The organism is Flavobacterium hibisci (genome assembly GCF_020026925.1).
Taxonomy (GTDB): domain Bacteria; phylum Bacteroidota; class Bacteroidia; order Flavobacteriales; family Flavobacteriaceae; genus Flavobacterium; species Flavobacterium hibisci.
In genome coordinates, this window is record NZ_JAIQDW010000004.1 from 205,639 (window position 1) to 229,887 (window position 24,249).

Annotated in this window: 15 protein-coding genes; 8 read left to right on the forward strand and 7 right to left on the reverse strand. The window is 33.4% G+C overall.

Annotated elements, in window-relative coordinates:
* The first annotated feature begins 46 nt into the window (after positions 1–46).
* The 4 genes from K8B81_RS06570 (at position 47) to rlmB (ending at position 7,139) form a co-directional block, all read left to right on the forward strand.
* Complete coding sequence (locus tag K8B81_RS06570; protein WP_223680114.1) at positions 47–1,750, forward strand: BamA/TamA family outer membrane protein; 1,704 nt, start codon at positions 47–49, stop codon at positions 1,748–1,750.
* A gap of 84 nt (positions 1,751–1,834) precedes the next feature.
* Positions 1,835–4,894 carry a SusC/RagA family TonB-linked outer membrane protein gene (locus tag K8B81_RS06575; RefSeq protein ID WP_223680116.1) on the forward strand — a complete coding sequence of 1,020 codons (3,060 nt, stop codon included), beginning with the start codon at positions 1,835–1,837 and terminating at the stop codon, positions 4,892–4,894.
* 16 nt (positions 4,895–4,910) lie between these two features.
* Positions 4,911–6,317 (forward strand): SusD/RagB family nutrient-binding outer membrane lipoprotein, encoded by a 1,407-nt coding sequence (locus K8B81_RS06580; RefSeq protein WP_223680118.1) that lies wholly within the window; start codon positions 4,911–4,913, stop codon positions 6,315–6,317.
* Positions 6,318–6,404: 87 nt separating this feature from the next.
* On the forward strand, positions 6,405–7,139 hold the full coding sequence (gene rlmB / locus K8B81_RS06585; protein ID WP_223680120.1) for a 23S rRNA (guanosine(2251)-2'-O)-methyltransferase RlmB: 735 nt from the start codon (positions 6,405–6,407) through the stop codon (positions 7,137–7,139).
* Positions 7,140–7,206: 67 nt separating this feature from the next.
* Here the strand turns inward: rlmB and K8B81_RS06590 are convergent, their stop codons facing one another.
* A complete protein-coding gene (locus tag K8B81_RS06590) occupies positions 7,207–7,971 on the reverse strand; it encodes a rhomboid family intramembrane serine protease (RefSeq protein WP_223680122.1) in 765 nt (254 codons plus the stop codon).
* Positions 7,972–8,186: 215 nt separating this feature from the next.
* Here K8B81_RS06590 and K8B81_RS06595 point away from each other — a divergent pair, with 215 nt between their 5' ends.
* Positions 8,187–9,464: a replication-associated recombination protein A gene (locus K8B81_RS06595; protein WP_223680125.1), complete on the forward strand. Its 1,278-nt coding sequence runs from the start codon at positions 8,187–8,189 to the stop codon at positions 9,462–9,464.
* Between the two features lie 13 nt (positions 9,465–9,477).
* Here the strand turns inward: K8B81_RS06595 and K8B81_RS06600 are convergent, their stop codons facing one another.
* Genes K8B81_RS06600 through radC form a run of 3 tightly spaced genes read right to left on the reverse strand, consistent with a single transcriptional unit; the run spans position 9,478 to position 11,605 of the window.
* Complete coding sequence (locus tag K8B81_RS06600; RefSeq protein ID WP_223680127.1) at positions 9,478–10,224, reverse strand: hypothetical protein; 747 nt, start codon at positions 10,222–10,224, stop codon at positions 9,478–9,480.
* Between the two features lie 2 nt (positions 10,225–10,226).
* Positions 10,227–10,913, reverse strand: coding sequence for a YjjG family noncanonical pyrimidine nucleotidase (locus tag K8B81_RS06605; RefSeq protein WP_223680129.1), 687 nt, complete (start codon positions 10,911–10,913; stop codon positions 10,227–10,229).
* Between the two features lie 2 nt (positions 10,914–10,915).
* Positions 10,916–11,605, reverse strand: coding sequence for a RadC family protein (gene radC / locus K8B81_RS06610; RefSeq protein ID WP_223680131.1), 690 nt, complete (start codon positions 11,603–11,605; stop codon positions 10,916–10,918).
* Between the two features lie 248 nt (positions 11,606–11,853).
* On the opposite strand from radC, the gene K8B81_RS06615 reads away from it, so the two are divergent.
* Positions 11,854–12,489 (forward strand): DUF1287 domain-containing protein, encoded by a 636-nt coding sequence (locus tag K8B81_RS06615; RefSeq protein ID WP_223680133.1) that lies wholly within the window; start codon positions 11,854–11,856, stop codon positions 12,487–12,489.
* 144 nt (positions 12,490–12,633) lie between these two features.
* On the opposite strand, the gene K8B81_RS06620 is transcribed toward K8B81_RS06615, so the two are convergent.
* Together K8B81_RS06620 and K8B81_RS06625 are read right to left on the reverse strand one after the other, a co-directional pair.
* Positions 12,634–13,989 carry a UDP-N-acetylmuramate--L-alanine ligase gene (locus K8B81_RS06620; RefSeq protein WP_223680135.1) on the reverse strand — a complete coding sequence of 452 codons (1,356 nt, stop codon included), beginning with the start codon at positions 13,987–13,989 and terminating at the stop codon, positions 12,634–12,636.
* 65 nt (positions 13,990–14,054) lie between these two features.
* Positions 14,055–14,744: a tetratricopeptide repeat protein gene (locus tag K8B81_RS06625; protein ID WP_223680137.1), complete on the reverse strand. Its 690-nt coding sequence runs from the start codon at positions 14,742–14,744 to the stop codon at positions 14,055–14,057.
* Positions 14,745–14,874: 130 nt separating this feature from the next.
* Between K8B81_RS06625 and K8B81_RS06630 the strand changes: the two genes are divergently transcribed.
* Positions 14,875–21,285 carry an alpha-2-macroglobulin family protein gene (locus tag K8B81_RS06630; RefSeq protein ID WP_223680139.1) on the forward strand — a complete coding sequence of 2,137 codons (6,411 nt, stop codon included), beginning with the start codon at positions 14,875–14,877 and terminating at the stop codon, positions 21,283–21,285.
* A 62-nt stretch (positions 21,286–21,347) separates the two neighbouring features.
* On the forward strand, positions 21,348–21,938 hold the full coding sequence (locus K8B81_RS06635; RefSeq protein WP_223680280.1) for a Uma2 family endonuclease: 591 nt from the start codon (positions 21,348–21,350) through the stop codon (positions 21,936–21,938).
* A 61-nt stretch (positions 21,939–21,999) separates the two neighbouring features.
* On the opposite strand, the gene K8B81_RS06640 is transcribed toward K8B81_RS06635, so the two are convergent.
* The gene (locus tag K8B81_RS06640; RefSeq protein ID WP_223680282.1) at positions 22,000–24,144 is read right to left on the reverse strand and encodes a S46 family peptidase; all 2,145 of its coding nucleotides are present in this window, start codon (positions 24,142–24,144) and stop codon (positions 22,000–22,002) included.
* Between the last annotated feature and the right edge of the window lie 105 nt (positions 24,145–24,249).

A 24,249-nucleotide genomic window follows, 5' to 3' on the forward strand; every position in this document is an offset into this window, starting at 1 on the left:
CAATCTATAGATATTTGCAAACCTTAAACTAATGAACTAATTGCTTTTGAAACAGTTATTCCAAATATTTCTTTTTTGCTTTATAAGCTTTTCCAATTATGCACAAAATTTCAGCTTAAAAATCAAAGGCACAAATGATACAGAAAATGCTATTATAGACTCCTTGAACTACATCAAAACACACCCAAATGTAAAATTCGCTACCAATGAAGCTATTATTGTTGTAGAAAAACTTACTAAAAAAGGTTATTTAGACATAAAAACACTTGAAAACACCAAAATAAACGACTCCATTTACACCTATAAATTGTCGCTTGGAAAGAAAACAAAATACACGTATATATATATAGGTATAAAAAATTCATTTTTCAATCCTTCAGAAACAAAAAATGACACAGTAATAATTCCTTACGAAGAGACCGAAAATTATATAAATCAAAAAATTATTGAAGCAGAAAAACAAGGATTTCCTTTAAGCAAGATAAAATTAGGAAACATCCGAAGAAAGAATTCAATAATTTATGCCGACTTAAATTTTAATTTGGAAAAAAAACGCAATGTAAATTCCATTATTACAAATTACATAAATAACAATCGAAAGGATTTTTTCCCAAAAGGACATCTCAAGCAACTTAACAAAAAATACATCAACAAAACTTTTAATCAAAATACCATCAAAGAACTTTATAACGATATAAATAATTTTGGCTTTATAGAACAACCAAAATATCCCGAAATATTATTCACAAAAGATTCAACCAAAGTTTACATTTATCTTGAAAAAAGAAAAGCAAACACATTTGATGGCTATATTGGATTTTCAAATGATGAAAACAAAAAAACAAACCTAAACGGCTATCTAGATATTACTTTAGAAAACACTCTTCTTGCCGGTGAAAAATTTTCATTATACTGGAAAAGCGATGGAAACCAACAAAAAACAATCAATACAAAATTAGAAATACCATACATTTTCAAATCGCCTCTTGGAATCAAAGCACAGCTAAACATATTTAAACAAGACAGTACTTTCCAAAACACAAAAACAGGAATTGATTTAGGGTATTATATAAATTATAACTCAAAATTTTACATTGGTTACCAATCTACAGAATCCAGCGATATCCAAAACACAAACAACACAATAGTTAGTGATTTCAAAAATTCTTTTACAACTTCAACCTTCGATTACACAAAAACAGATCCTCTTAATAATTTATTATCAAAAAAAGTAAATGTTAACTTAATTTTTGGTTTTGGAAAAAGAAATACAAATAATCAACTTGAAACAGTGGTCACCAGCAGGCAATTTTACACAAATTTAAACTTATCATACAATTTTGAGCTCAATCAAAAGAACTTCATTAACATAAATTCACAAAATTTTTATCTTTCAAGCAAAAACTATCTAGTGAACGAACTCTATCGATTTGGTGGAATAAATTCAGTTAGAGGTTTTTTAGAAAATAGTCTTCAGGCAAATTTATTCTCTTCGATTCTGACAGAATACAGATATGTTGTCTCAAAAAATTTATATGTAAATTCAATTCTTGATTATGCGATATATCAAGACTTAACAAGAAGTGAGGACAAAACCAAAATTGATAAACTAACCGGAATTGGAGTCGGAACATCTATTCAGACAACAAACGGACTACTAAAGATTAACCTTACAAATAACATTTCAAATGATCAAAATTTAAAATTATATAACACTATCATAAACATATGTTATAATGTTAAATTTTGATATTTACCGAAAAAACATTTTTATTTATTAGGATAGTTAACAAATTATTAAGAGTTTTGCGATACTAATTCAAAATATTTAAAAATGAAACTAAAGTTCAATGGATTTTTAGTGCTTTTATTGGCACTAGTTGCGCAAATCACATTTGCACAAGAAAGAGCTGTTTCTGGGACAGTTTCTGACAATGCAGGAATGCCTCTGCCAGGCGTTAGTGTATTAGTTAAAGGAACAAAAGCAGGAACACAAACAGACTTTGATGGAAAATTCTCTATTAAAGCATCACCAAGCCAGATTCTGGTTTTTAGCTACATCGGAATGAAAACTCAGGAAGTAGCAGCAAGTTCAACATCAATTAATGTTAAATTAAAAGATGATTCAGTAGAGCTAGAAGGAGTTGTTGTCACTGCACTTGGAATCAAAAAAGAAGAGAAAAAACTTGGTTACGCTGTATCGAAAGTGACTTCTGACGAAATTACAAAATCTGGAGAACAAAACGTTCTTCAGGCATTAGCTGGAAAAGCTGCTGGTGTTCAAATTATAGGATCAGGTGGAACCCCAGGTGCTTCTAGTAAAATTATTATTAGAGGGGCTAATACAATTACCGGTACTACAGATCCTTTAATTGTTGTAGACGGTATCCCTATAGATAATACTACAACCCAAACTACAGCTGGAGACAATCCTTTTAATGCAAATTTATCCGGTATCAACAACTCCAATAGAGCCTTAGATATCAACCCAAATGATGTAGAAAGTGTTACTATCCTTAAAGGACCAGCTGCCGCTGCGCTTTACGGAGCTAGGGCCGGGAATGGTGTTATTATTTACACAACAAAGAAAGGAAAAGCCGGCAGAGGATTAGGAATTGATTTCAATACCTCATTAGCAATTGACAGAGTGAGTCAGCTTCCAGCAAGGCAAAATAAATATATACAAGGCACTGTACCAACTATAACTGCTCCAGACCCAAATACTCCACAAAGCTGGGGTCCTACTGCTGCATCATTAGGCCTACCTACTTACGATAATGTAGGTAATTTTTTTCAGGACGGCATAACATTTACAAATAATATTTCTTTCTATGGAGGAGATAACAAAGCGACTTTTAGAGCATCATATGGAAATGTAACACAAACAGGTATGATTCCTGAAACAGGTCTTAAAAGAAACACTATCAGACTTGCAGGAGACTTGAAATTAAGTGAAAACTGGAAAGCCGGAGCAAGTATGCAATACACTCATACTACTAACACATTAGCACAAAATGGTAGTAATACCTCTGGTGTTATGTTGAGTTTGATGCGCTCTCCAATAAATTATGATTTAAGAAATTATAAGGATGATTTTGGCAATAACACTAATTACTTTGCAGCATACGACAACCCTTATTTTACAGTAAACGAAAACCCTGCAACAAGTGATGTTAACCGTGTATTAGGAAACATTTTCTTAACTTATAATCATGCTGATTGGTTATCTTTAACTGCCAAAGCTGGTATTGATACTTATTCTGATGCCCGTAAACAAATTTATGCAATCTCGTCAAATGGAGATAGTTTAGGCGGAATTGGTGAAGTTGCTTTCAACAGCCTTACAAACAAAGACTATTATGGAGATTTAATTGCATCTGGTTTGATACCATTAAAATCAGACTGGTTAAAAATTAATTATACTGCAGGTCTTAACTTACGTTCTACACAATACTTAGACGTTTTCTCAAGAGGTAAAGGATTATCTGTAAGATATGTTTATAATTTAGCTAATGCAACTGAATTATACGCTTCTAATTACGAGGAAAATTCTATTTCAAGAGCTTTATTTGCCCAAGTAGATTTTGATATTAAGGATCAAATTTTTATAACGGGTACTGTAAGAAAAGAATGGTCATCCACATATGGAGATAATATAAAAAGCGCCATATTTCCTTCAGGAACTGCTGCATGGATTCTTTCAAACACTTTTGACTGGGCTAACTATGTAAAAGTAAGCTATGGTTACGGAGAAGTAGGTATTGCTCCAGCACCTTATCGCACAAAAAGTTATTATGGACAACCAAGTCTTACAGATGGTTTTACTGATGGATTAAGTTTTCCTTATGACGGAGTTAACGGTATGGCATTAGCAGGACGTTTAGGAAATCCAGACTTAAAACCAGAAAGAGTATTAGGTCATGATTTAGGCTTAAGTACAAAATTTTTCGATAATCGTTTAGCTGTAGATTTAAATCTTTATTACAAAACATCAAAAGATTTATTAATTGATGTACCGTTAGCACAATCTTCAGGTTATTCTTCACAATATAGAAACGCTGCAGAATTAGTTAACAAAGGTATTGAACTTGAAATCGGCTATGATATTTTCGAAAAAAGCAAACCATTTCAGTGGAATATCAACTTAAACTGGGCTAAAAATGAAAACGAAGTTACAGACATCTCTGGTGGTTTAAGTGAAATTTCTGTAGAATCTGCTTTCTCTTCAATTGGATATTATGCTGTTGCCGGACAGCCTTTAGGTAGTTTTTATGGCACAAGATGGTTACGTGATGCGAATGGTCAAATTATTGTTGGTACAAATGGTTTAGCTAAATTAGATCCGGAAACTGGAAATTTAGGAAATTCAGCACCAAACTGGACAGGTGGTATTAGAAACACATTCACATACAAACGAGTTAGCTTATCAGCCTTATTAGATATCAGACATGGTGGCGTTGTTTACAATGGTACAGGAGCAAGATTAAACACAATTGGTGTTTCAGAAGGTTCTGCTGATAGAGAACGAACATACATCATCCCTGGTGTTAAAGAAGACGGAACTGCAAATGATATTGAAATATCTGCTAAAAGTTATTTTCAAAACTTCAAAGGAGATAGTAGTTTAGCTGCTGCTGAAGAAGCAACAACAGACGTTAATTGGGTTAGATTACGTGACGTAAGCCTTACTTATGATTTCAATGTAAAACAATTTCCATTTTTAAGTTCTGCACAATTATCAATCACGGGAAGAAACTTATGGCTAGACACCAACTACAAAGGAGTAGATCCTGAAACAAGTTTGACAGGAGCTGGTTCACGTATTAATGGTTTAGATTATTTCAATAATCCAGGAAGTAAATCTTTCATAATGGGTCTACGTGCAAGCTTCTAATTTAAATATAATAAAAATGAAAAAATATATAAAAAATATAATTCTTGCAGCGTTTAGCATTAGTATGCTAACTGGTTGCCAGACTGAGTTAGATGATTTCAACAATAATCCTAACGATCCTGACACAAGTAACCCTTCGTTGCTAGTAGCTGCAATGGAACTTAGCACATTTCAAACCCACACTAGTGGAGTAATGAGAAATGCAGGTATCTTCACACAACATCTACAAGGAACTAACATTGGACAATTAGGAGCTGTAAGTTTTTACGTAGTTACTGAAGGTGATGTAAACAATGAATGGAATACTATTTATCAAACCACTTTGATGAATGGACATATTTTAAATCGAGATTTCGCTGCTGATTTCCCATATTATAATGGAATAGGTCAAATATTAAGTGCAATAAACTTAGGCTATGTAACTGATATGTGGGGAGATGTTCCCTATGATGAGGCTTTTTTAGCTGCAGAAGGAAACAAAACACCCAAATACAATACACAACAGGAAATCTATCAAAGAATTCAAACCCTTTTAGATAAAGCTATTATAAATTTATCTCAGCCTAAAGCAAGCAATGAAGAATTACCCACTACAGATGATTTAATTTTTGGAGGTAATACTGCAAAATGGATTAAAGTTGCATATGTCTTAAAAGCAAGATATGCTTTAAGGTTAACTGCAGTTGATGCCAATGCTGCACAAAAAGCATTAGACTTCGTGACACAATCAGGCATGACACCTTCAGATGATGCAAATACCAAATTCATTGATGGTGCTAATTCATTTAACCAATGGTACGCCTATAATGTCCAACGTAGAAATTACATGAAAATGGGTAAATACTTTGTAGATTATTTAGTAACAAATAATGACCCGAGATTACCTTTCATGGTTGAAGAGAAATCTGGTGTCTATTCAGGAAATGCTCCTGAAAATGATAATACTACAACAACTTCTTATATTGGAGGTTACTTTGATCCAGGCAAGCCAATTACACAAAAAGGTTTTGCTAATCCTGATTGGCAAATTGGTATCGTGACTTATGCGGAAGCAAAATTTATTGAAGCTGAGGCGAAAGCCAGATTAGGTCAACCTGGTGTACAAACTGCACTGCAAGAAGCTGTAACTGCTTCTGTAACTAAAATTACTGGAGTTGCTCCTTCATCTGCATTCTTAGCAAATGCTACTGCTACATTTGATATTGCTAATATTATACAACAAAAATATATTGCTCTTTTCTTAACAATGGAGCCTTATAATGATTACAGAAGAACAGGTTTCCCTGCTTTGGTTCCAAACCAAGATTCTGACACAAAAACTATCCCTGTAAGATTACCAACTCCTTCAGATGAAAGACAGTACAACCCTAATGCAACTGTAGTAAGTAATGTAACTACTAAAGTTTGGTGGGACGCTAACTAATATATTATTTACAAAAAATAAGCAAAACCACTCTGTTCATTCAGAGTGGTTTTTTTTTATATAAAACATTATCCTTACATTTGCGCCATGGAAAAAGAACATCAAATATTTGGAATCAGAGCCATTATAGAAGCTATTCAGGCAGGAAAAGAAGTGGACAAAGTATTCATCCAAAAAGAAATTTCGGGTGAATTAATGAAGGACCTGATGAAGGTAATGAAACGCGCCAACATTAATTTTTCATATGTTCCTGTTGAAAAACTAAATCGCTTAACACCAAATAATCACCAGGGAGCTGTTGCTACCATATCCCCTATTGGATTTATAGAATTGGAGCATCTTGTTGAATCGACAATTGAATCCGGTTCAAAACCTTTGTTTTTAATATTAGATCAGATTTCTGATGCAAGAAATTTTGGTGCCATCATAAGAACAGCTGAGTGTACTGGTGTAAATGGAATTATAGTTCAAAAAGCTGGTTCAGCTCCTGTTAACGGGGATACAGTAAAAACTTCAGCCGGAGCTGTTTTTAATGTTCCTATCTGTAAGGTTGAACATATCAAAGACGCTATTTTTTATCTTCAGGGATCAGGAATTAAAACGGTTGCTGCCACTGAAAAAACAGATCATAATATTTATGATTTAGAACTGAATGAACCAGTTGCTATTATCATGGGATCTGAAGACAGGGGAATTAATCCTTCTGTTCTTAAAATTGTGGATGAAAAAGCAAAACTTCCAATGTTCGGCACCATTGGATCACTAAATGTTTCTGTTGCTTGTGGAGCTTTTTTATACGAAGCTGTTCGCCAAAGAAGCTAAAACTACAGTTCTCTACAATAAAACTTGAAAACACTTCCATTTGAAGTGTTTTTTTGTGCGAAACTATTTAGTAATTTGTTTTATCTTCTGATTTCGTTATGATGTAATTTACTGAAACATCAGAATTGAAATAAGTAGAAATAATTTCAGGTTCTTCGTCAGCTATCTCTATATTGACAAAATTACCGTTTTCATCAAAGTGTTTCATAAATGGATCCTGATCAGGATCAAAATCAGGCCTTTGCCAATCATAGACAATTGGTTTTGCATATTCAGGAGTTTTATAGAATAATGTCATAGCAAATCCTGTTATAAAACCTGCCAAATGACCTTCCCAGGAAATATTCTGATCTACATCGGGAAAAACATACCAAATCATCCCGCCATAAAGTAAAATCACAGCAAATGACAATGCTACTAAACGATAATATCTAGTCTGGATGCCTTTAAAGAATATAAAGCTTACCAGAACATAAATCAATCCACTAGCCCCAATGTGATAGTTTTCACGGCCGATAAACCACGTAATTAAACCCGAAAATAAAATTCCATAACCAATAACCCCTAAAGATTGCTTCGGGTAAAAAAACTGTAAGGCCGGCAATAATACGATAAGCGGAATAGAGTTATTATAAAGATGATTTAAATTTTCGTGGATAAACGGACTAAATAGAATGCCCTGTAAGCCGTAAAAATCACGGGGATAAATTCCGTTTTGGTAAAAGTCAAAATCAAACCGGATCTGTACCCAATAGATAATCCAAAGTAAAATAACAAAAAATACCGGAAGCCCAATAACAGCGGTAGAAAATTTAAAGTGGTTATCGTTCATGTTTTTATTGAGTTTAATAAATGACTATCAAAAAACTATCCAATTGCAATTTCCTGATAATTTGTCAGCAAAACTGAAATATCTGATCTGCAATTCATAGCCCTGATGGGAGCGGCATCCTTTTTTGGCTTTTTCTGCCAAAAAAGATATAGTGGACAGCAGGAATTAGCTCCTAAAAAATCAGAATTAAAATTGAAAACTCGTAATTTTACAAAATGGAAGCACCTTTAGCAGAACGCATTCGGCCACAGAAATTAGAAGACTACATCAGTCAAAGTCATTTGGTTGGGCCAAACGGATCTTTAACACAACAAATTTCGAAAGGAATTATTCCGTCATTAATCTTCTGGGGACCGCCAGGAACAGGAAAGACCACACTGGCTCAAATTATTGCGCAAGAATCCAAGCGCCCTTTTTATATACTAAGCGCAATTAATTCTGGCGTTAAAGACATTCGCGATGTAATTGAAAAAGCAAAACAAAGCGGTGGCTTATTCACAGCTAAAAATCCGATTTTGTTTATTGATGAGATTCATCGATTTAGCAAATCACAACAAGATTCCCTTTTGGCTGCTGTTGAAAAAGGATGGATTACGCTTATTGGTGCCACTACAGAAAACCCAAGTTTTGAGGTTATTCCCGCATTATTATCACGCTGTCAGGTTTATATTTTAAATGCTTTTACAAAAACTGACCTGGAAGCCTTGTTGCATCGTGCCATGAAAACGGATGCGGAATTGGTTACCAAAAATATTGTTTTAAAAGAAACCGAAGCACTGCTAAGATTATCTGGCGGAGATGGCCGAAAACTATTAAACATTTTTGAGTTGGTTGTTAATGCTTCTGCCAGCGATGAAATCATTATTACAAACGACAGGGTTTTCGAACTTGTGCAGCAGAATACGGTTTTGTATGACAAGACGGGAGAACAACACTATGACATTGTTTCTGCCTTTATAAAATCAATAAGAGGAAGCGATCCTAATGGCGCTGTATATTGGCTTGCCAGGATGATCGAAGGCGGCGAAGATGTGAAGTTTATTGCGCGAAGAATGCTGATTTTATCCAGTGAAGACATTGGAAATGCTAATCCAACAGCTTTTATAATGGCAAACAATACTTTTCAGGCTGTTTCTACTATTGGTTATCCTGAAAGCCGGATTATATTAAGCCAATGTGCCATTTATCTTGCTACATCGCCAAAAAGCAATGCTTCTTATATGGCTATCGGAAATGCCCAGCAATTAGTCAAACAAACAGGTGATCTGCCTGTTCCGATTCATTTACGCAATGCGCCGACAAAATTAATGAAAGAATTGGGCTATGGCGAAGATTACAAATATTCGCATGACTATGCAAATAACTTTGCCGAGCAGGAATTTTTGCCTGATGCTATAAAAGAAACGGTTCTTTACAACCCCGGGAGCAATTCAAGAGAGAACAGCAACCGCGAATTTTTAAAGAACCGCTGGAAAGATAAATATGGTTATTAAACCAATTTGTATTTTAGAATTTAACTGAAACTTTTTCAGAAATCAATTTGTCATTTTGATAATATTCAAAAAACCATTGATTGTCTTTTGCATTCAAGCTCCCCTGAATACCCTCTTTTATGGCTATAAAAGAATCAGGCCGGGAGGTTTTAAGCAGTTTCATAACCACTTTTGGCGTTTTATCGATCAACTGAAACCCGTTTTCTGTTGGCTGTGCATAAAGTAAATTGGGATCTGAAACATCTGCAACAGGAGCAGAAACTGAAGCTGCAGCTACAACAGGAGCAGCAGTAACTGCTGCTGTTGATGCAACACCAGAAGCTGTTATTGCGGTTTTGCCACTGTATTTATAATGCAGACCATATATAGACAGGAAAGCCATATCAAGGGATTCTCTATATGCTGCCTCATATTCTTTCTCTTTGCTTCTTCCTGTTTCAGATGTATAAACTACTTTTCCATAGCAGTCTTTAAACTCTACAAAAAGTTTTGTTACCAGGAAAGCATTATCTCTTTTTACATCTGCGTATAAAAGATCACATCTATTGAGTAATTCCGCCGGGAGCTGATCATTCTCATAAAAAGCCTGAAATCCTGCTTTTATTAAATTTGCCTTTGTCATAGTTGATAATCGATAAGGATTAATTCCTTTGGCAAAATCAAAATTTATTGGCACAATTACAGCTTTATAATCATTAATTGACTGTGAAAAACCAATGAATGAAGTGAATAGAATAAATACTAAAAATTTAATTTTCATAATTATAAATATTTTTTGAGTTCTAATAAATTATTTATTTGTTTTATATTTTCAGGAGCGGCCACCTTTTTATCATTAAAAAAAATAGCATCCAGACCGGCATTCAAAGCACCATTAACATCAGCATCAAGGCAATCACCGATCATAATACAATTTTCTTTTGAAGCCTTTGCCAGATTCACAGCATAATCAAAGATAATACTATTTGGCTTTTTTACACCAGCCAGGTCTGAATTTGTAATTGTATTGAAATAGCCTGAAATAGCAGCATTATTAATTTTTTTATCCTGAACTCCGGCAAAACCATTCGTTATAATGTGCAGCTTATACTTTGGTTTCAGATATTCCAAAATTTCAATTGCTCCCTCAAAAAGATGATTGTTATCTGTTAAAAACTCAATATAATCATTTGCAATCTGATTGATATCCTCATCAGAAATAATAAAATCCAAAGCATCAAACGAGTGCTTCAATCTGTTATAACGCAATTCCTGATGTGTAATTTTGTCGTTCTGATATAATTTCCAGCAAGCCTGATTCACAGGAATATACTTTTGAATGAAATCCCGGCAATTGATTTCAGGAAATTTACTCTCAAAAATTCGATTAAAAGCTAACTCCGAATTTCTGTCAAAGTCCCAAAGTGTGTGGTCTAAATCAAAAAAGACATCGGTAATATTTTTACTCATACTCATAAAATTCCTTCATCTGCAAAACTATAATATTTTGTTTCAGTTATAATAAGATGATCCAAAACTTTAACATCTAAGCTATCTCCAGCTTGCTTTATTTTTTTAGTGATTTGCTTATCAGCATCACTCGGAACTAAGCCTCCAGAAGGATGATTATGGCATAAAATCAAGCCTGTCGCTCCGTTTTCCAGAGCCACCTTAAAGACTAAACGTACGTCTACAATGGTTCCTGAAATACCACCTTTGCTCAATTGTGACTTCAAAATCACCTTATTGGAATTATTCAGAAAAAGCACCCAAAATTCTTCGTGTGGAAGTTCACCAATAATAGGCTGCATGATTTCAAAAACAATTTTACTGGAAGTAATTTTTGTTAATTCTACAGTATCCTCCGCTCTTCGACGTCTGCCCAATTCCAGAGCTGCAATAATTGCAATAGCCTTGGCCTCACCTATTCCTTTAAAATTGGTCAGTTGCCCCAAAGACATTTTTCCTAAAGAATTCAAAGTATCTACACTAGCTAAAATTCTTTTACTCAAATCAACTGCCGACTCGTTTCGGCTTCCTGAACCAATTAAAATTGCAATCAATTCGGCATCACTCAAAGCATTTTTGCCTTTTAGCATTAATTTTTCGCGTGGGCGGTCATCTTCTGACCAGTTTGTAATGGGGAAATGTACTGATTCCATTGGCGTATATTAAATTATTGTTTTTTTACTGGCGTATATCTCATAATAGTGCCTTAATATTTATCTTCAATTGCTGTCTCTATTCTAAATGATAAAATTCAAGCTATTCCGTAAAAGATTAAGGCTATTTTTCAATTGCTTCTCTTCAACCTATTTTTATGTTGTTGACAAATAAATTTGTTAAAAATAAGAAAAATCATTCACTAAAAAGTCATAGCTCTTTAATAATCATTAATTTTAAATAAAAAATGAAATCTTCTTATGTAACTTTAACCGTCTTATTATTTTTTTCATGCGTTCAAAAAGAAAATGCCACAATAACATTTTCTACTATTTCAGAGAGGCGTAGTAATAGCCTTGAAGAAAAATTGTCAGAAGCGGCAATTTCTATAATTGATCCATCTGTCAAATATGATCCTGCCTATTTTGCTATAAAATATCCAAACGGAGATATTCCTGAAGACAAAGGAGTCTGCACGGATGTAGTAATCAGAGCATATCGCAAACTAGGAATAGATTTGCAAAAAGAAGTTCATGAAGAAATGTCTGAGAATTTTTCTGAATATCCAAACTTAAAAAAATGGGGAATGACAAAACCCGACACTAATATCGACCACAGGAGAGTTCCTAACCTTGAAGTTTTCTTTGAAAGAAAAGGAACAAAATTACCTGTTTCAGAAAATGGAAAAGATTATAAAACAGGGGAAATTGTGACTTGGATGATAAATAATAAACTCCCACATATCGGAATTGTTACCCATAAAAAGTCAGATGATGGTAAACGCAATCTAATTGTTCATAATGTTGGCGGAGGTCAGGTTTTGGAAGATTGTTTGTTTGCGTATAAAATTGTGGGACACTTTAAATACCAAGGGGTGAATTAGAGAATTAGAAAATTTGCCAATTAGATAATTTTAGGATGATGACTAAAAAAAGAATTGTCACACTATCTAATTATCATTCTGTCAAAAAAAGTGCCAACTGCAAACAATTGGCACATTATCAAATTTTCTAATTAACAAATTAATCTACTCAATCAAAGTCTTAACCTCATCAAAATTTAAACCTCCATAATTTCCTGAGCTCATTAATAACAAGGCTGAATTATCCAGATTTAAGCTGAACAAATATTCTTTGAATTCTGTTGGATTAGTATAAATAATCAAATCTTTTCTATTGAAAGAACTGGCGATTTGTTCATAAGTAACTTCTTCGAGTTGTTTAATTTTTACGGCATCGGGTGAATAAAACACAACTGCAACATCTGCATATTCTAAAGCCCCTTCATATTCTTTCAAAAATTCAGCATTTAAGCTGCTGTAGGTATGCAATTCTAAACAAGCCACTAAAGTTCGGTTTGGGTATTGCTCTTTTACGGCTTTTGTGGTTGCCGCTACTTTACTTGGTGAATGCGCAAAATCTTTGTAAGCGACTTTTCCTTTCCCTTCTGCAATTTTTTCCAATCGTTTTGAGGCTCCTTTAAAACTTGCAATTGCCTCGTAGAAATCAGCCTCATCAACTCCCATGTTCTGGCAAATCCATTTTGCTCCGGCTAAATTATTCAGGTTGTGTGCTCCAAAAACTTCGATTGGCATATCGCCTTCCGGAGTTTCTAAAAGTGTCACGCCATCATTTACTGTATAATTTGGCGTGTGGTAAGGTAATTTTCGAATTGGATTTGTGGCTGCTTCAGAAACGCGTTTTACTTCAGGATCATTTTCGTTGTATACCAAAATCCCACCGTTTGTAATTTTAGCAATGAAAATTTCAAATTGTTCAACGTAGTTTTCATACGTTGGAAAAACATTGATATGATCCCAGGCAATTCCGGAAATCAAGGCAATATTTGGCTGGTACAAATGAAACTTAGGACGACGGTCAATTGGTGAAGACAAATACTCATCTCCTTCTAAAACCATAAAATCATTTTCTTCCGTAAGATGCACCATGGTATCAAAACCTTCTAATTGTGCTCCAACCATGTAATCAACCGCAATATTGTGGTAATGCATCACATGTAAAATCATCGAAGTAATGGTTGTTTTTCCATGGGAACCACCAATTACAACACGGGTTTTATTTTTTGACTGTTCGTATAAAAATTCCGGGTACGAATAAATTTTTAATCCTAATTCCTGAGCTTTCAATAACTCTGGATTATCTGCTTTTGCATGCATTCCTAAAATTACTGCTTCAATGTCTGACGTTATTTTTTCAGGAAACCAGCCCATTTCTGCAGGAAGAATTCCTTTTTTTTCCAATCTTGATTTTGAAGGTTCAAAAATAGCATCGTCGCTTCCTGTAACCTGATAACCTTTGTTATGTAATGCTAACGCTAAATTGTGCATGGCGCTTCCGCCTATGGCGATGAAATGTGTTTTCATTTTTTAAATCCAATTTTTAAGTTACAAATTCCAGATGTTATTGGAATTTAGTATTTGATATTTGATTATTTTGAGTCAAATTTTCGTTTTAATTCCTGTGCTTTTTTAGGCTCTTTTAATTTGTTCAAATATAAATTATATAATTTTTGAAATGTAACTTTTGATTTACCAATTTCATTCGCTTTTATATAATTTTTTTCTGCCGAATCATATCTTTTGAAATACTCATCGATTCTTCCTTTAGACAAATGACCATCAACAGGTGATAATTTTGCCAGTTCATTAGAATATTTCAACGCTTTCGATTCGCTCCCTCCCAATATTCCGGGTAATTGCAAATACAATTCGATTAACGCCCAGCGTGCAGGCAGATGTTTTGGATTTAAATCGATAGCTTTTTCAAATGAAGACTTCATGTCATCCACCATTCCGAATGCCTTAATTTTATTCACTTCTAATGCGCGCATTCCCAAACATCCTCCGTATTTGTAATAGTAGTCGGCTTCGTTAGGTTTCAATTGCTTTAGCTTTTTATAATATGAAGCTGTTTTTTCCCATTTTTTTTCTTCTGCAGAGATGTCGGCCAAACGTTCCAGAGTCTTAATATCACTGGGATAATGTTTTAGATTTTCTTCAAAAACAGCCTCGGCTTCTTTATATTTTTTGGCATGAAATAACTTCTCGCCTTTTTCAAAATTGGATTGTGACCATAAAAGAAATGGTGTCAAAACGAAGAAAAATATTAGCTGTCTCATTTATCAAAAATAACGAAATATAAAATGCCTTATTTGCTTTTAGATATAAATTAGTAATTTGTACGAAAATTTCCAAACAAGTATCCAACCTTTTTCAATAAAAAGCACTCTATAAATAAAAAACCAATTTATGAAAAATATCTTATTTGTATTCTTATTGATTTCTACAGTCGTTTTTGGGCAGCAAAATGATAAAAAATGGGCAAAAGCAATATCATTAGAAAACGAGGGTAAAATCAAATCTGCAAATGAAGTTGTTGCGAAAATCTACAAAAAATCAGTTGCAAGAAAAGATGAAGCACAAATGATAAAATGTTTTTTTTATCAATCAAAATATTTGCAGGTTGTTGATGAAAATGCAAAAAGTAAAATTATAACCAATTTAAAAACAGATATTAATCGTGTTTCAATTCCTTCAAAAGCAATTTTGAATCTGATTTATGCAAAATATTTAAAAGATCATTTTAACGATTATGAAGCGTATGTAGAAGTTGATAGTGCCGCAGCAGTTGTCGATAGTGCCGTATCGCTAATCGATATAGCTGCTGCAACAATCGATACGGCTTCTGTAACAGGAATGAAAAATACTGAAATTGATTCGGTAGAAGTTCCACAATCCGATTATGTCCCTCAAGAAATCACATCAGAAGATGATGTCGTTTCTGCTTTTAATAAAACATTAGAAAATGAAGCTGTTTTAAAAGCCACACCTCTAACAAAATACAAAGCTATTCTCGATTACTCTGATTTAGAAAAATTTAAAGAAGAAAACTTATGGAGCTTTTTATTAAAAGAAAACATCTCGTTTTTTACAGAAAAAATTCGAAGTTGGGAGATTCGAAACAGTGATTTCTTAGTTTACAAGGAGCAGCTTTTAGGAAATTCGAGTACTTTTTTAAGTCTAAATCTTGATTTTATAAAAGAGTCAAATGTTAAAAGAGTTTTGGAACTCTATCAGAAAATAGAATCAGATAATTCATCATTAAAAAACCAATTCGAACGTGCGAAATTTTGCGAGCAATATTTATTAAAATCAAATGAGAATTTTAGTGCTTATTTGGATAAAATTGCAAAAGAAACTCAGGATAAAAATCTTATTCAGAGTATAAAATTAGAGCAAGCACAAATTCTTCTAGAAGAGGCTTCAAAAGAATTACATCCAAACAACAACAATAAAGCTTTAGAAGTATTAGATGAAGTTATTAAAATTGATGAGAGCTCAAACAATGCAAAACTTGCCATTTCTAAGAAATATGATGTTTTATCTAAATCTTTAACGATTCAATTTCAAAAAAACAGTTACGAAAATGAAAACACCAGAGCTTTCATTCATTATAAAGACATCAAAAATTTTAAAATCACTTTTTATAAAATTGATCTTTTACAAGTTCGTGCATTTAGCAAAGTGTATGGAATTAAGCAAGATTCGCTAGTTAAATCAATTGTACAAAAAAACAATTTAATCAAGACAGAAAACTACAACTTGATTGATAAAGAAAATCATTTTACCTACTCAACAGAAATTTTATTACCCAAATTACCGATAGGAAACTATTTGGCTTACTTTAAAAGCAATTCAGATCCAAAAGAAAAAAAAGCATTTGGTTCTGGAATTCTAACAATTTCGAATATTTCAGTTCTTGCTTCCAAAAAAGACAAAATCGAAAACTATCAGGCATTGGATCGAAAAACGGGAAAACCGCTAAAAGATGTTAGGGTAGAATACGAAAAAAAAAGTATAAAAACAGATCAAAATGGAATTGCAGCATTTCAAACAGAAACCAGTGAATACGATTATAACTATAGCCAAAAATTTATTAAACTTATACAAGACGACGATAGTATTTTAGTCAACAAAAGCTATCTTCCATATGCAGAGAATTACAAATTATCTAACAATGAAAAACCGAAAGGAAAAATTGAATTTTATCTGGATCGTGCTATCTACAGACCTGGTCAAACTGTTTTTTACAAAGGAATTGCTTTCCAGAAAAAAAACAATAAGACAAGCGTAACTCCGAATTTATCATATAAAATTGTCGTAAGAGATCAAAACAATCAGTCTGTAAAAGAATTTAACGCAAAAACCAATGAATATGGTTCATTTTCCGGTGAGTTTATACTCCCAAAAACAGTACTAACCGGCAGTTATACTATTAACGCACAAAAACCGGACGATTCACCAGAAACCGATCTGGCTTATTGGAATCAAACCTCCATAAATTACTCCGACGCCAATTTAAATTTTCTTGTTGAAGAATATAAACGCCCAAAATTTGAAGTAACTTTTGATGCTAAAAAGGAAAGCTACCAACTTAATCAGTCTGCTAAAATAAAAGGTAATGCAAAAGCTTTTGCAGGAAGTACCATCTCTGATGCAACCGTAAAATACACTGTAACCCGATATACTACTTATTTTAGAAATTACTACGGACACGAGGAAAACGAAATTCTAGCAGTTGGAGAAACAAAAACGGATAATTCAGGAAACTTTGTGGTCGATTTTAACGCTGTTCCATCAAAAAAACATTCTAAAGAAAATTTACCTATTTTTAATTATGAAATTTCAGCAACTGTTACCGATATAAACGGAGAAACGCATTCTGCAGTAACAAATGTAAAAGTGGGTTATCACGATTTGATTTTGAATACCCAAATACTGCCTTTCATTCAAACTAAAAATAAAAATGAAATTGCGTTATCCAGCACGAATTTAAATGGCGAATTTTTACCTGTTAAAGGTGAAGTGAAATTGTATTTTTTAAGTCCGCTTTCTAATAAATTCAAGCAAAGAAAATTCCAAAAACCAGAAATTGAAACAATCTCGGCGGAAGATTTCGAAAGATTATTTCCGTATGAAATTTCAGAAAATGACACAAGCAAAAATGCTTCAGAAATACTATTGTTCTCAAAAAATATAGATACCCAAAAAGACAAAAAACTACTATTGGATTTTATCTCCAATTATAAATCCGGTAATTATAAAATTGTATTTTCGGCTAAAGATAGTTTTGGCAATCCAATTGAAAGCACATCAAATTTTAAACTTAAGCAAAGCAAAGACAAGTATTATCCAAGTAAATTAATAAATGCCGAACAGCTTAACAGCGATCCTAAAAAAGATGGTTTTGTTTTGGTGAAAATAACATCGATTATTCCGGAACTATATATTTTAGCGAATGCTAACTATCAGAATAAAAACTATTTTGAAGATATTATACATTTGCAAAATCATGAAGCGACAATTAAAATTCCACTGAAAAATGAATTTGAAAAACAAATTGCTATAAGTTTTCAATGTGTTTTTGAAAATGAGACGTTTACTGATTACGTTGAAGTTGCCTTAAAAAGTGAAGAACGAAAATTAGAATGGACTGTTGAGAGTTTTAGAAATAAAATACAACCCGGAACAAACGAAAACTGGTCGTTTAAACTGAAAAGCTTTAATACTAAAAATGAAGCTGAAGTTTTGGCTTCGATGTATGACAGTTCTTTAGATCAGTTCACTGTAAGAAATTGGAATCCTTTAAAATTAGAAGATTATTTTTATAATGGTACGAATTTTAAAACGGAATTAGGTTTTGATACTAGTTATGCTTCCTTAGAAAATCTTAACGAAAGATTTCCACAATTGAATTTCAAAAATGAAGAAACTAGATTAAAATGGTTTGGTTTTAATTTTTACAATAGTAGATACGGTGATTATGGCATTACTATTACAGAGCTAAAAGACAAAAAAATTGGAAGCGAAACTATAAAAGGAGATCCGGACGCGGTTTTAACAGTTGATGAAGTTGTAGGTATTGGAGCAACAGCCGTTGTTGTTCAAGAAGACAATCAGGTTTACAGCACAGCTGCAGTGAAATTAGATGAAGTACGCTTTGTTAAACCTGTTGTTGCAAGCGCACAAGAAGTAACTGAAGATCCTACAGGTTATTTTAAAACAAATAAAGTGAAATTTTATCCAGGTAAAAAGATCATTAGCGGTTTAAGCAATATGGTCATCAATAAGTCAACTTTGTATGTAATTGATGGCAAAATCTCTTCAGAAGAAAATTTCAATGAAATAAATCCGGAAAATATTTTGGATATTGATTTTTTGACTTCAGATAAAGCAATTGCACTCTACGGACATAAAGGCGCAAACGGGGTTATTATCATTACAACCAAAAAAGCATTAGAAGAATTAACTCAGGTAAAAGCCAGAAAAAACCTGTCCGAAACAGCATTCTTCCTTCCCAATTTAAAAACAGATTCTAAAGGAAAAGTGAGTTTCAATTTTACTTCTCCGGAAGCCCTGACTGCCTGGAAACTTCGTTTGATGGCGCACAATAAAGATGCTGTTTCAGGTTATTTGGAAAAAAGTGTTGTGACTCAAAAAGAGCTGATGGTTTTACCTAATTTCCCACGTTTCTTTAGGGAAAAAGATACGATTGTGATCAGTGCAAAAATTTCGAATATTACTGCTGAAGCCAAAACCGGAATCTCCCTTTTACAATTCTTTGACGCCACTACCATGCAGCCTATTGATGCCAAAATGCTGAATGCTGACAATGTAAAAAACTTTACAATTCCTCCCTACGGAAACACAACTGTAAACTGGAAAATTAAAATTCCGGAAGGATTGCAAGGAGTTCAATATAAAATTTTGGCAAAATCAGGTAATTTCTCTGATGGGGAAGAAAACATACTTCCGGTTTTAACCAACAATATGCTGGTTACAGAAAGTATTCCGGTTTGGGTTAGCGAAAATTCTACCAAAGAATATACGTTTGAGAATTTAAAGAACAATTCTTCGACAACTTTAAGAAACCATCAGTTTACTTTAGAATATACCTCAAATCTAACATGGATTGCCATTCAGTCATTACCTTATTTAATGGAATATGAGCACGAATGTGCCGAACAGACTTTTGCCCGTTTTTATGCCAACGCTTTGGCTTCTGAAATCATTTCAAGTAATCCTAAAATCGCAACTGTTTTTGAAGACTGGAGAAAAAACGGCAAACTGAATTCAAAATTAGAAGAAAACGAAGAACTAAAATCATTAATTCTTGCTGAAACTCCTTGGCTAAATGATGCTCAAAGTGAAGATGAAAAGAAAAAAAATCTCGCTCTTTTATTTGATTTGGAAAAAATGAAAACTTCGCAGGAAGCCACTTTTCAAAAATTAAAACAAAAACAAAAAGCTTCAGGAGGATTTTCATGGTTTGACGGAAGTGACGAAAACGAATATATTACCAGACATATTTTAGCTGGATTGGGGCACTCAAGCAAACTCAGTAAATCTGGTGATATTGAAGATAAAATTGATGAAATTGCAGAAACTGGTATTCCATTTCTAGACAATAAATTTTTAGACTATCATAAATCCAGAACCAAAAATTTAAAAACAGCAGACAAATTAATCTGGATCAATCCGTATTCTGATTTGCATTATTTATACACCAGAAGTTTTTATTTGGAAAACTATCCCTTATCTGATACTTTGAAAAAAGAAACTAAATTATATCTCGAAACGGCCAAAAAAGATTGGCTGAATTATTCACTTTACGAAAAAGGATTGGCTGCAATAACTTTAAATCGTTTTGGAGAAAAAGAAAGTGCTAAAAAAATTATAGAAAGCCTTAAAGAAACTTCATCCAATAACGAAGATTGGGGAATGTACTGGATTGCAAATAAATCGGGGTGGTATTGGTACCAAGCGCCAATAGAGATTCAGGCTTTATTAATCGAGGCTTTCGCCGAAGTGACGAATGACACGAAATCTGTGGATGCAATGAAAGTCTGGCTATTAAAAAACAAACAAACCAAAAACTGGCCAACGACAAAATCAACTACCGAAGCCATTTATGCTTTATTGATGCAGGGAACCGACTGGCTTTCTGTAAAAGACAATACTGTTATTAAAATCGGGGATGAAAAAATTGTAACCAAAAAATTAGCTGAAAACGAAAAAGAAGCTGCAACCGGCTACATCAAAATGAACTGGAAAGCGGAAGAAGTGAAAAAAGAAATGGCTTCTATAAAAATTGAAAACAAATCTAAAGTTCCGGGTTTTGGCGGGGTTTACTGGCAGTATTTCGAAGATTTGGATAAAATCAAAACCAATTCGGGAGCTGTTTTATCAGTTGCAAAAGAATTATATCTTAAAAAGAGTACTTTAAAAGGAAACGAATTAGAAAAAATAACGTCTGAAAATCCATTAAAATCCGGAGATTTGGTAACGGTAAGATTGATTATTTCGGCTAAAGAAAATACTGAATATGTACATTTAAAAGACATGAGAGCTTCCTGTTTTGAACCTGTAAATGTGCTTTCAGAATATAAATATAAAGATGGTCTGGGCTATTATATGAGTACAAAAGATGCTGCAACTCATTTCTTTTTTGATCAAATAAATAAAGGAACTTATGTGATAGAATACGACATTCGTGTGAATAACAGTGGGGAATTCTCAAACGGGATTACCACTATCGAAAGTATGTATGCCCCGGAATTTAAGAGTCATACAAAAGGGATTCGGGTAAAGGTTAATTAATAAGACTTAGTGAACCCTTAAATTAAAATCTAAAATTAGCTAAATTTGTATTAAATATAATTATTATGGTAACAGATATTAATCAATTAGATTTTAACAAAACGTATTCTTATGCCGATTATCTTACCTGGAGATTTCAGGAAAGAATTGAAATCTTTAAAGGAAAAATTTCAAAAATGAGTCCTGCTCCAAGTACTTCTCATCAAAAAATAGCGGGAAATCTGCATGGAATTTTATGGAATAGTTTTAAAAATCGTCCTTGTAATTTATTTAATGCTCCATTTGATGTTCGACTATTAGATAAAAAAAAATCAACAAATGATAATGAAATTTTTACTGTAGTTCAACCTGATATATGTGTAATTTGTGATGAAAATAAATTAGACAAAAGAGGTGCATTTGGTGCCCCGGATTTAGTAATAGAAATACTCTCACCGGGTAACTCAAAGAAGGAACTAAAATATAAATTTGATTTGTATGAAGAAGCAGGAGTTTTAGAATACTGGATTGTAAATCCCGAAGACAAAACTTTTTTAATTTATGTTCTTAGAGATAATGAATTTATCGGCTTACATCCATTAATTGAAGAAGATAAAATAAAAAGTCCGTTATTTCCTCAATTAGACTTTATACTTGAAGAGGTATTTGCTTAAAATAAAAAACCCGACAGATATTTGAAATCTGTCGGGTTTAATTTTTATAACTAAATTAAGATTATTTTGCAATCGTCAATTCGTCGATAATATTTTTAGCACCTGCGTATTTGTCGATAATCCAAAGTACATAACGAATATCAACGTTGATTGTTCTTTGTAATTTAGAGTCAAAAATAACGTCACCAGCCATTGCTTCGATGTTACCATCAAAAGCAATTCCGATTAACTCTCCTTTTCCGTTAAGAACCGGAGAACCAGAGTTCCCTCCTGTAATGTCGTTATCCGTTAAGAAGTTTACCGGCATATATCCAGCTTTATCAGCATATTGACCGTAATCTTTTGCTTTGTTTAATTCTAATAAACGAGCCGGCAAATCAAATTCCTGATCTCCTGCTTTATACTTTTTCACCATACTTTCCATGGTTGTATAGTTGTTGATTTTAGCATCGTTTCTAGGATCAGCTGGCAAAGCACGAACTTTTCCGTAAGTCAGTCTTAAAGTAGAGTTTGCATCCGGATATTTTACCGTATTCAATTTTGATTCTCTTAAACCTTCTACCAATAAACGATAAGCAGTTGCAAAACCATCATCCGCTTTTGCCTGATCATCTGATTTAGTACGGTATTTTGTCAGCAAATCAGTAGAGATTATATATAATGGATCTATTGGAAGTGCAGCCGGTTTTGGGCTTGCTAAATATTCTAAAACTTTTTCTTTAGATGCAAAAAAACTAGTTTCAGTTGCTTTTGCTATGTCAGCAGTAAAATCACCATTGTTAGCCGCTTTCATTTTAGCAATTTGTGATGCTAATCCATATTCGGCCGCTTTTGAAGCGTATAAATTTAACTGTGCAGTCAAAACATCTTTTTCTAGCGGAGCATAAAATTCGCCATAAATATCCTCAACCATTGCATTGATTTTAGGCAGCATTTCTGCTTTTTTAGCGTCATTTTCTTTAGAGTACGCAATCAATGCATTTCCTAGATTTGCAGGTGCTGTAGCAAGAGCTGAAGTACGTAAAAGCTGTATCAAATAATTATCGTGAGTCGCTTTTAAATTGGTTTCTCTATAATAATCATTGATTGTCGGAATTACATTTTCGTATTTTTCTTTATTAGCAGGCTTACTCGCCCAGTCGTAGAATTTATCTTCCTGTGCTGTCTTTACATCTACCGTTCCTGCTTTTGTTAAGGCATCTATCATTCCCTGACGGTTTTTCCAGTAGTTGGCTGTCGAAGCATATTTTGAAGCATACTGTAAACGAACAGTGGCATCTTTATCCATATACTTTTTCATTACATCCATTCCGGTTTTAGCACCTTCAACCCACGCAGGATAAGCATATTTTATGTTTTGTTCGATTCCTCCGGCTGGCATCCAGCGGTTTGTTCTCCCCGGATACCCTAAAATCATAGCGAAATCATTTTCTTTTACCCCTTTAATGCTTACAGGCAGATAATGTTTTGGCTGCAAAGGAACATTATCTTTAGAATATTCTGCAGGATTTCCGTCTTTGTCAGCATATACTCTGAACATAGAGAAATCACCTGTTTGACGAGGCCATTCCCAGTTGTCTGTATCGCCACCAAATTTACCCACGCTTTCAGGAGGCGTACCTACTAAACGAACATCTTTATAATCCTGATAAACGAAATAGTAATATTCATTTCCCTGGAAGAAAGGACGAACAGAAACCGTATATTTTCCGCCTTCGTTATTTTCTTTTTCGATCAAAGCGATTTCCTGCTGGATGATTTTGTTTCTTTCTGTTTCTGTCATAGTAGCATTTACTTTTGACAAAATTCTTTTAGAAACATCATCCATACGCACGAAGAAACGAACGTACAACGATTTTGGTTTCATCTCAGCACTTTTTTCTTTTGCCCAGAAACCATCTTTAAGATAATTTTGTTCAGCAGTTGAAAGTTCGGCAATGGCATCGTAACCGCAGTGGTGATTGGTCAATACCAAACCATTTTTAGAAACGATTTCAGCAGTACAACCTCCGTTAAACTGCACAATGGCATCTTTTAAACTGTGATGGTTAATGCTGTAGATTTCTTCAGCAGTTAGCTGCAGACCCATTTTCTGCATGTCTCTATGGTTCAATCTTTCGATGAACATTAAGAACCACATACCTTCGTCGGCTCTTACAGGAAATGCCATAAGGCACATCGTTAAAAATAAGACTATTCTTTTCATCATAATATTTGAATTAGTCTTGCGAAGATAATTCATTTCACAATCATAACACTCTATTTACATTGAAAATGAAATTTAGCAATCCTATTTTATTGTTATTTTGCG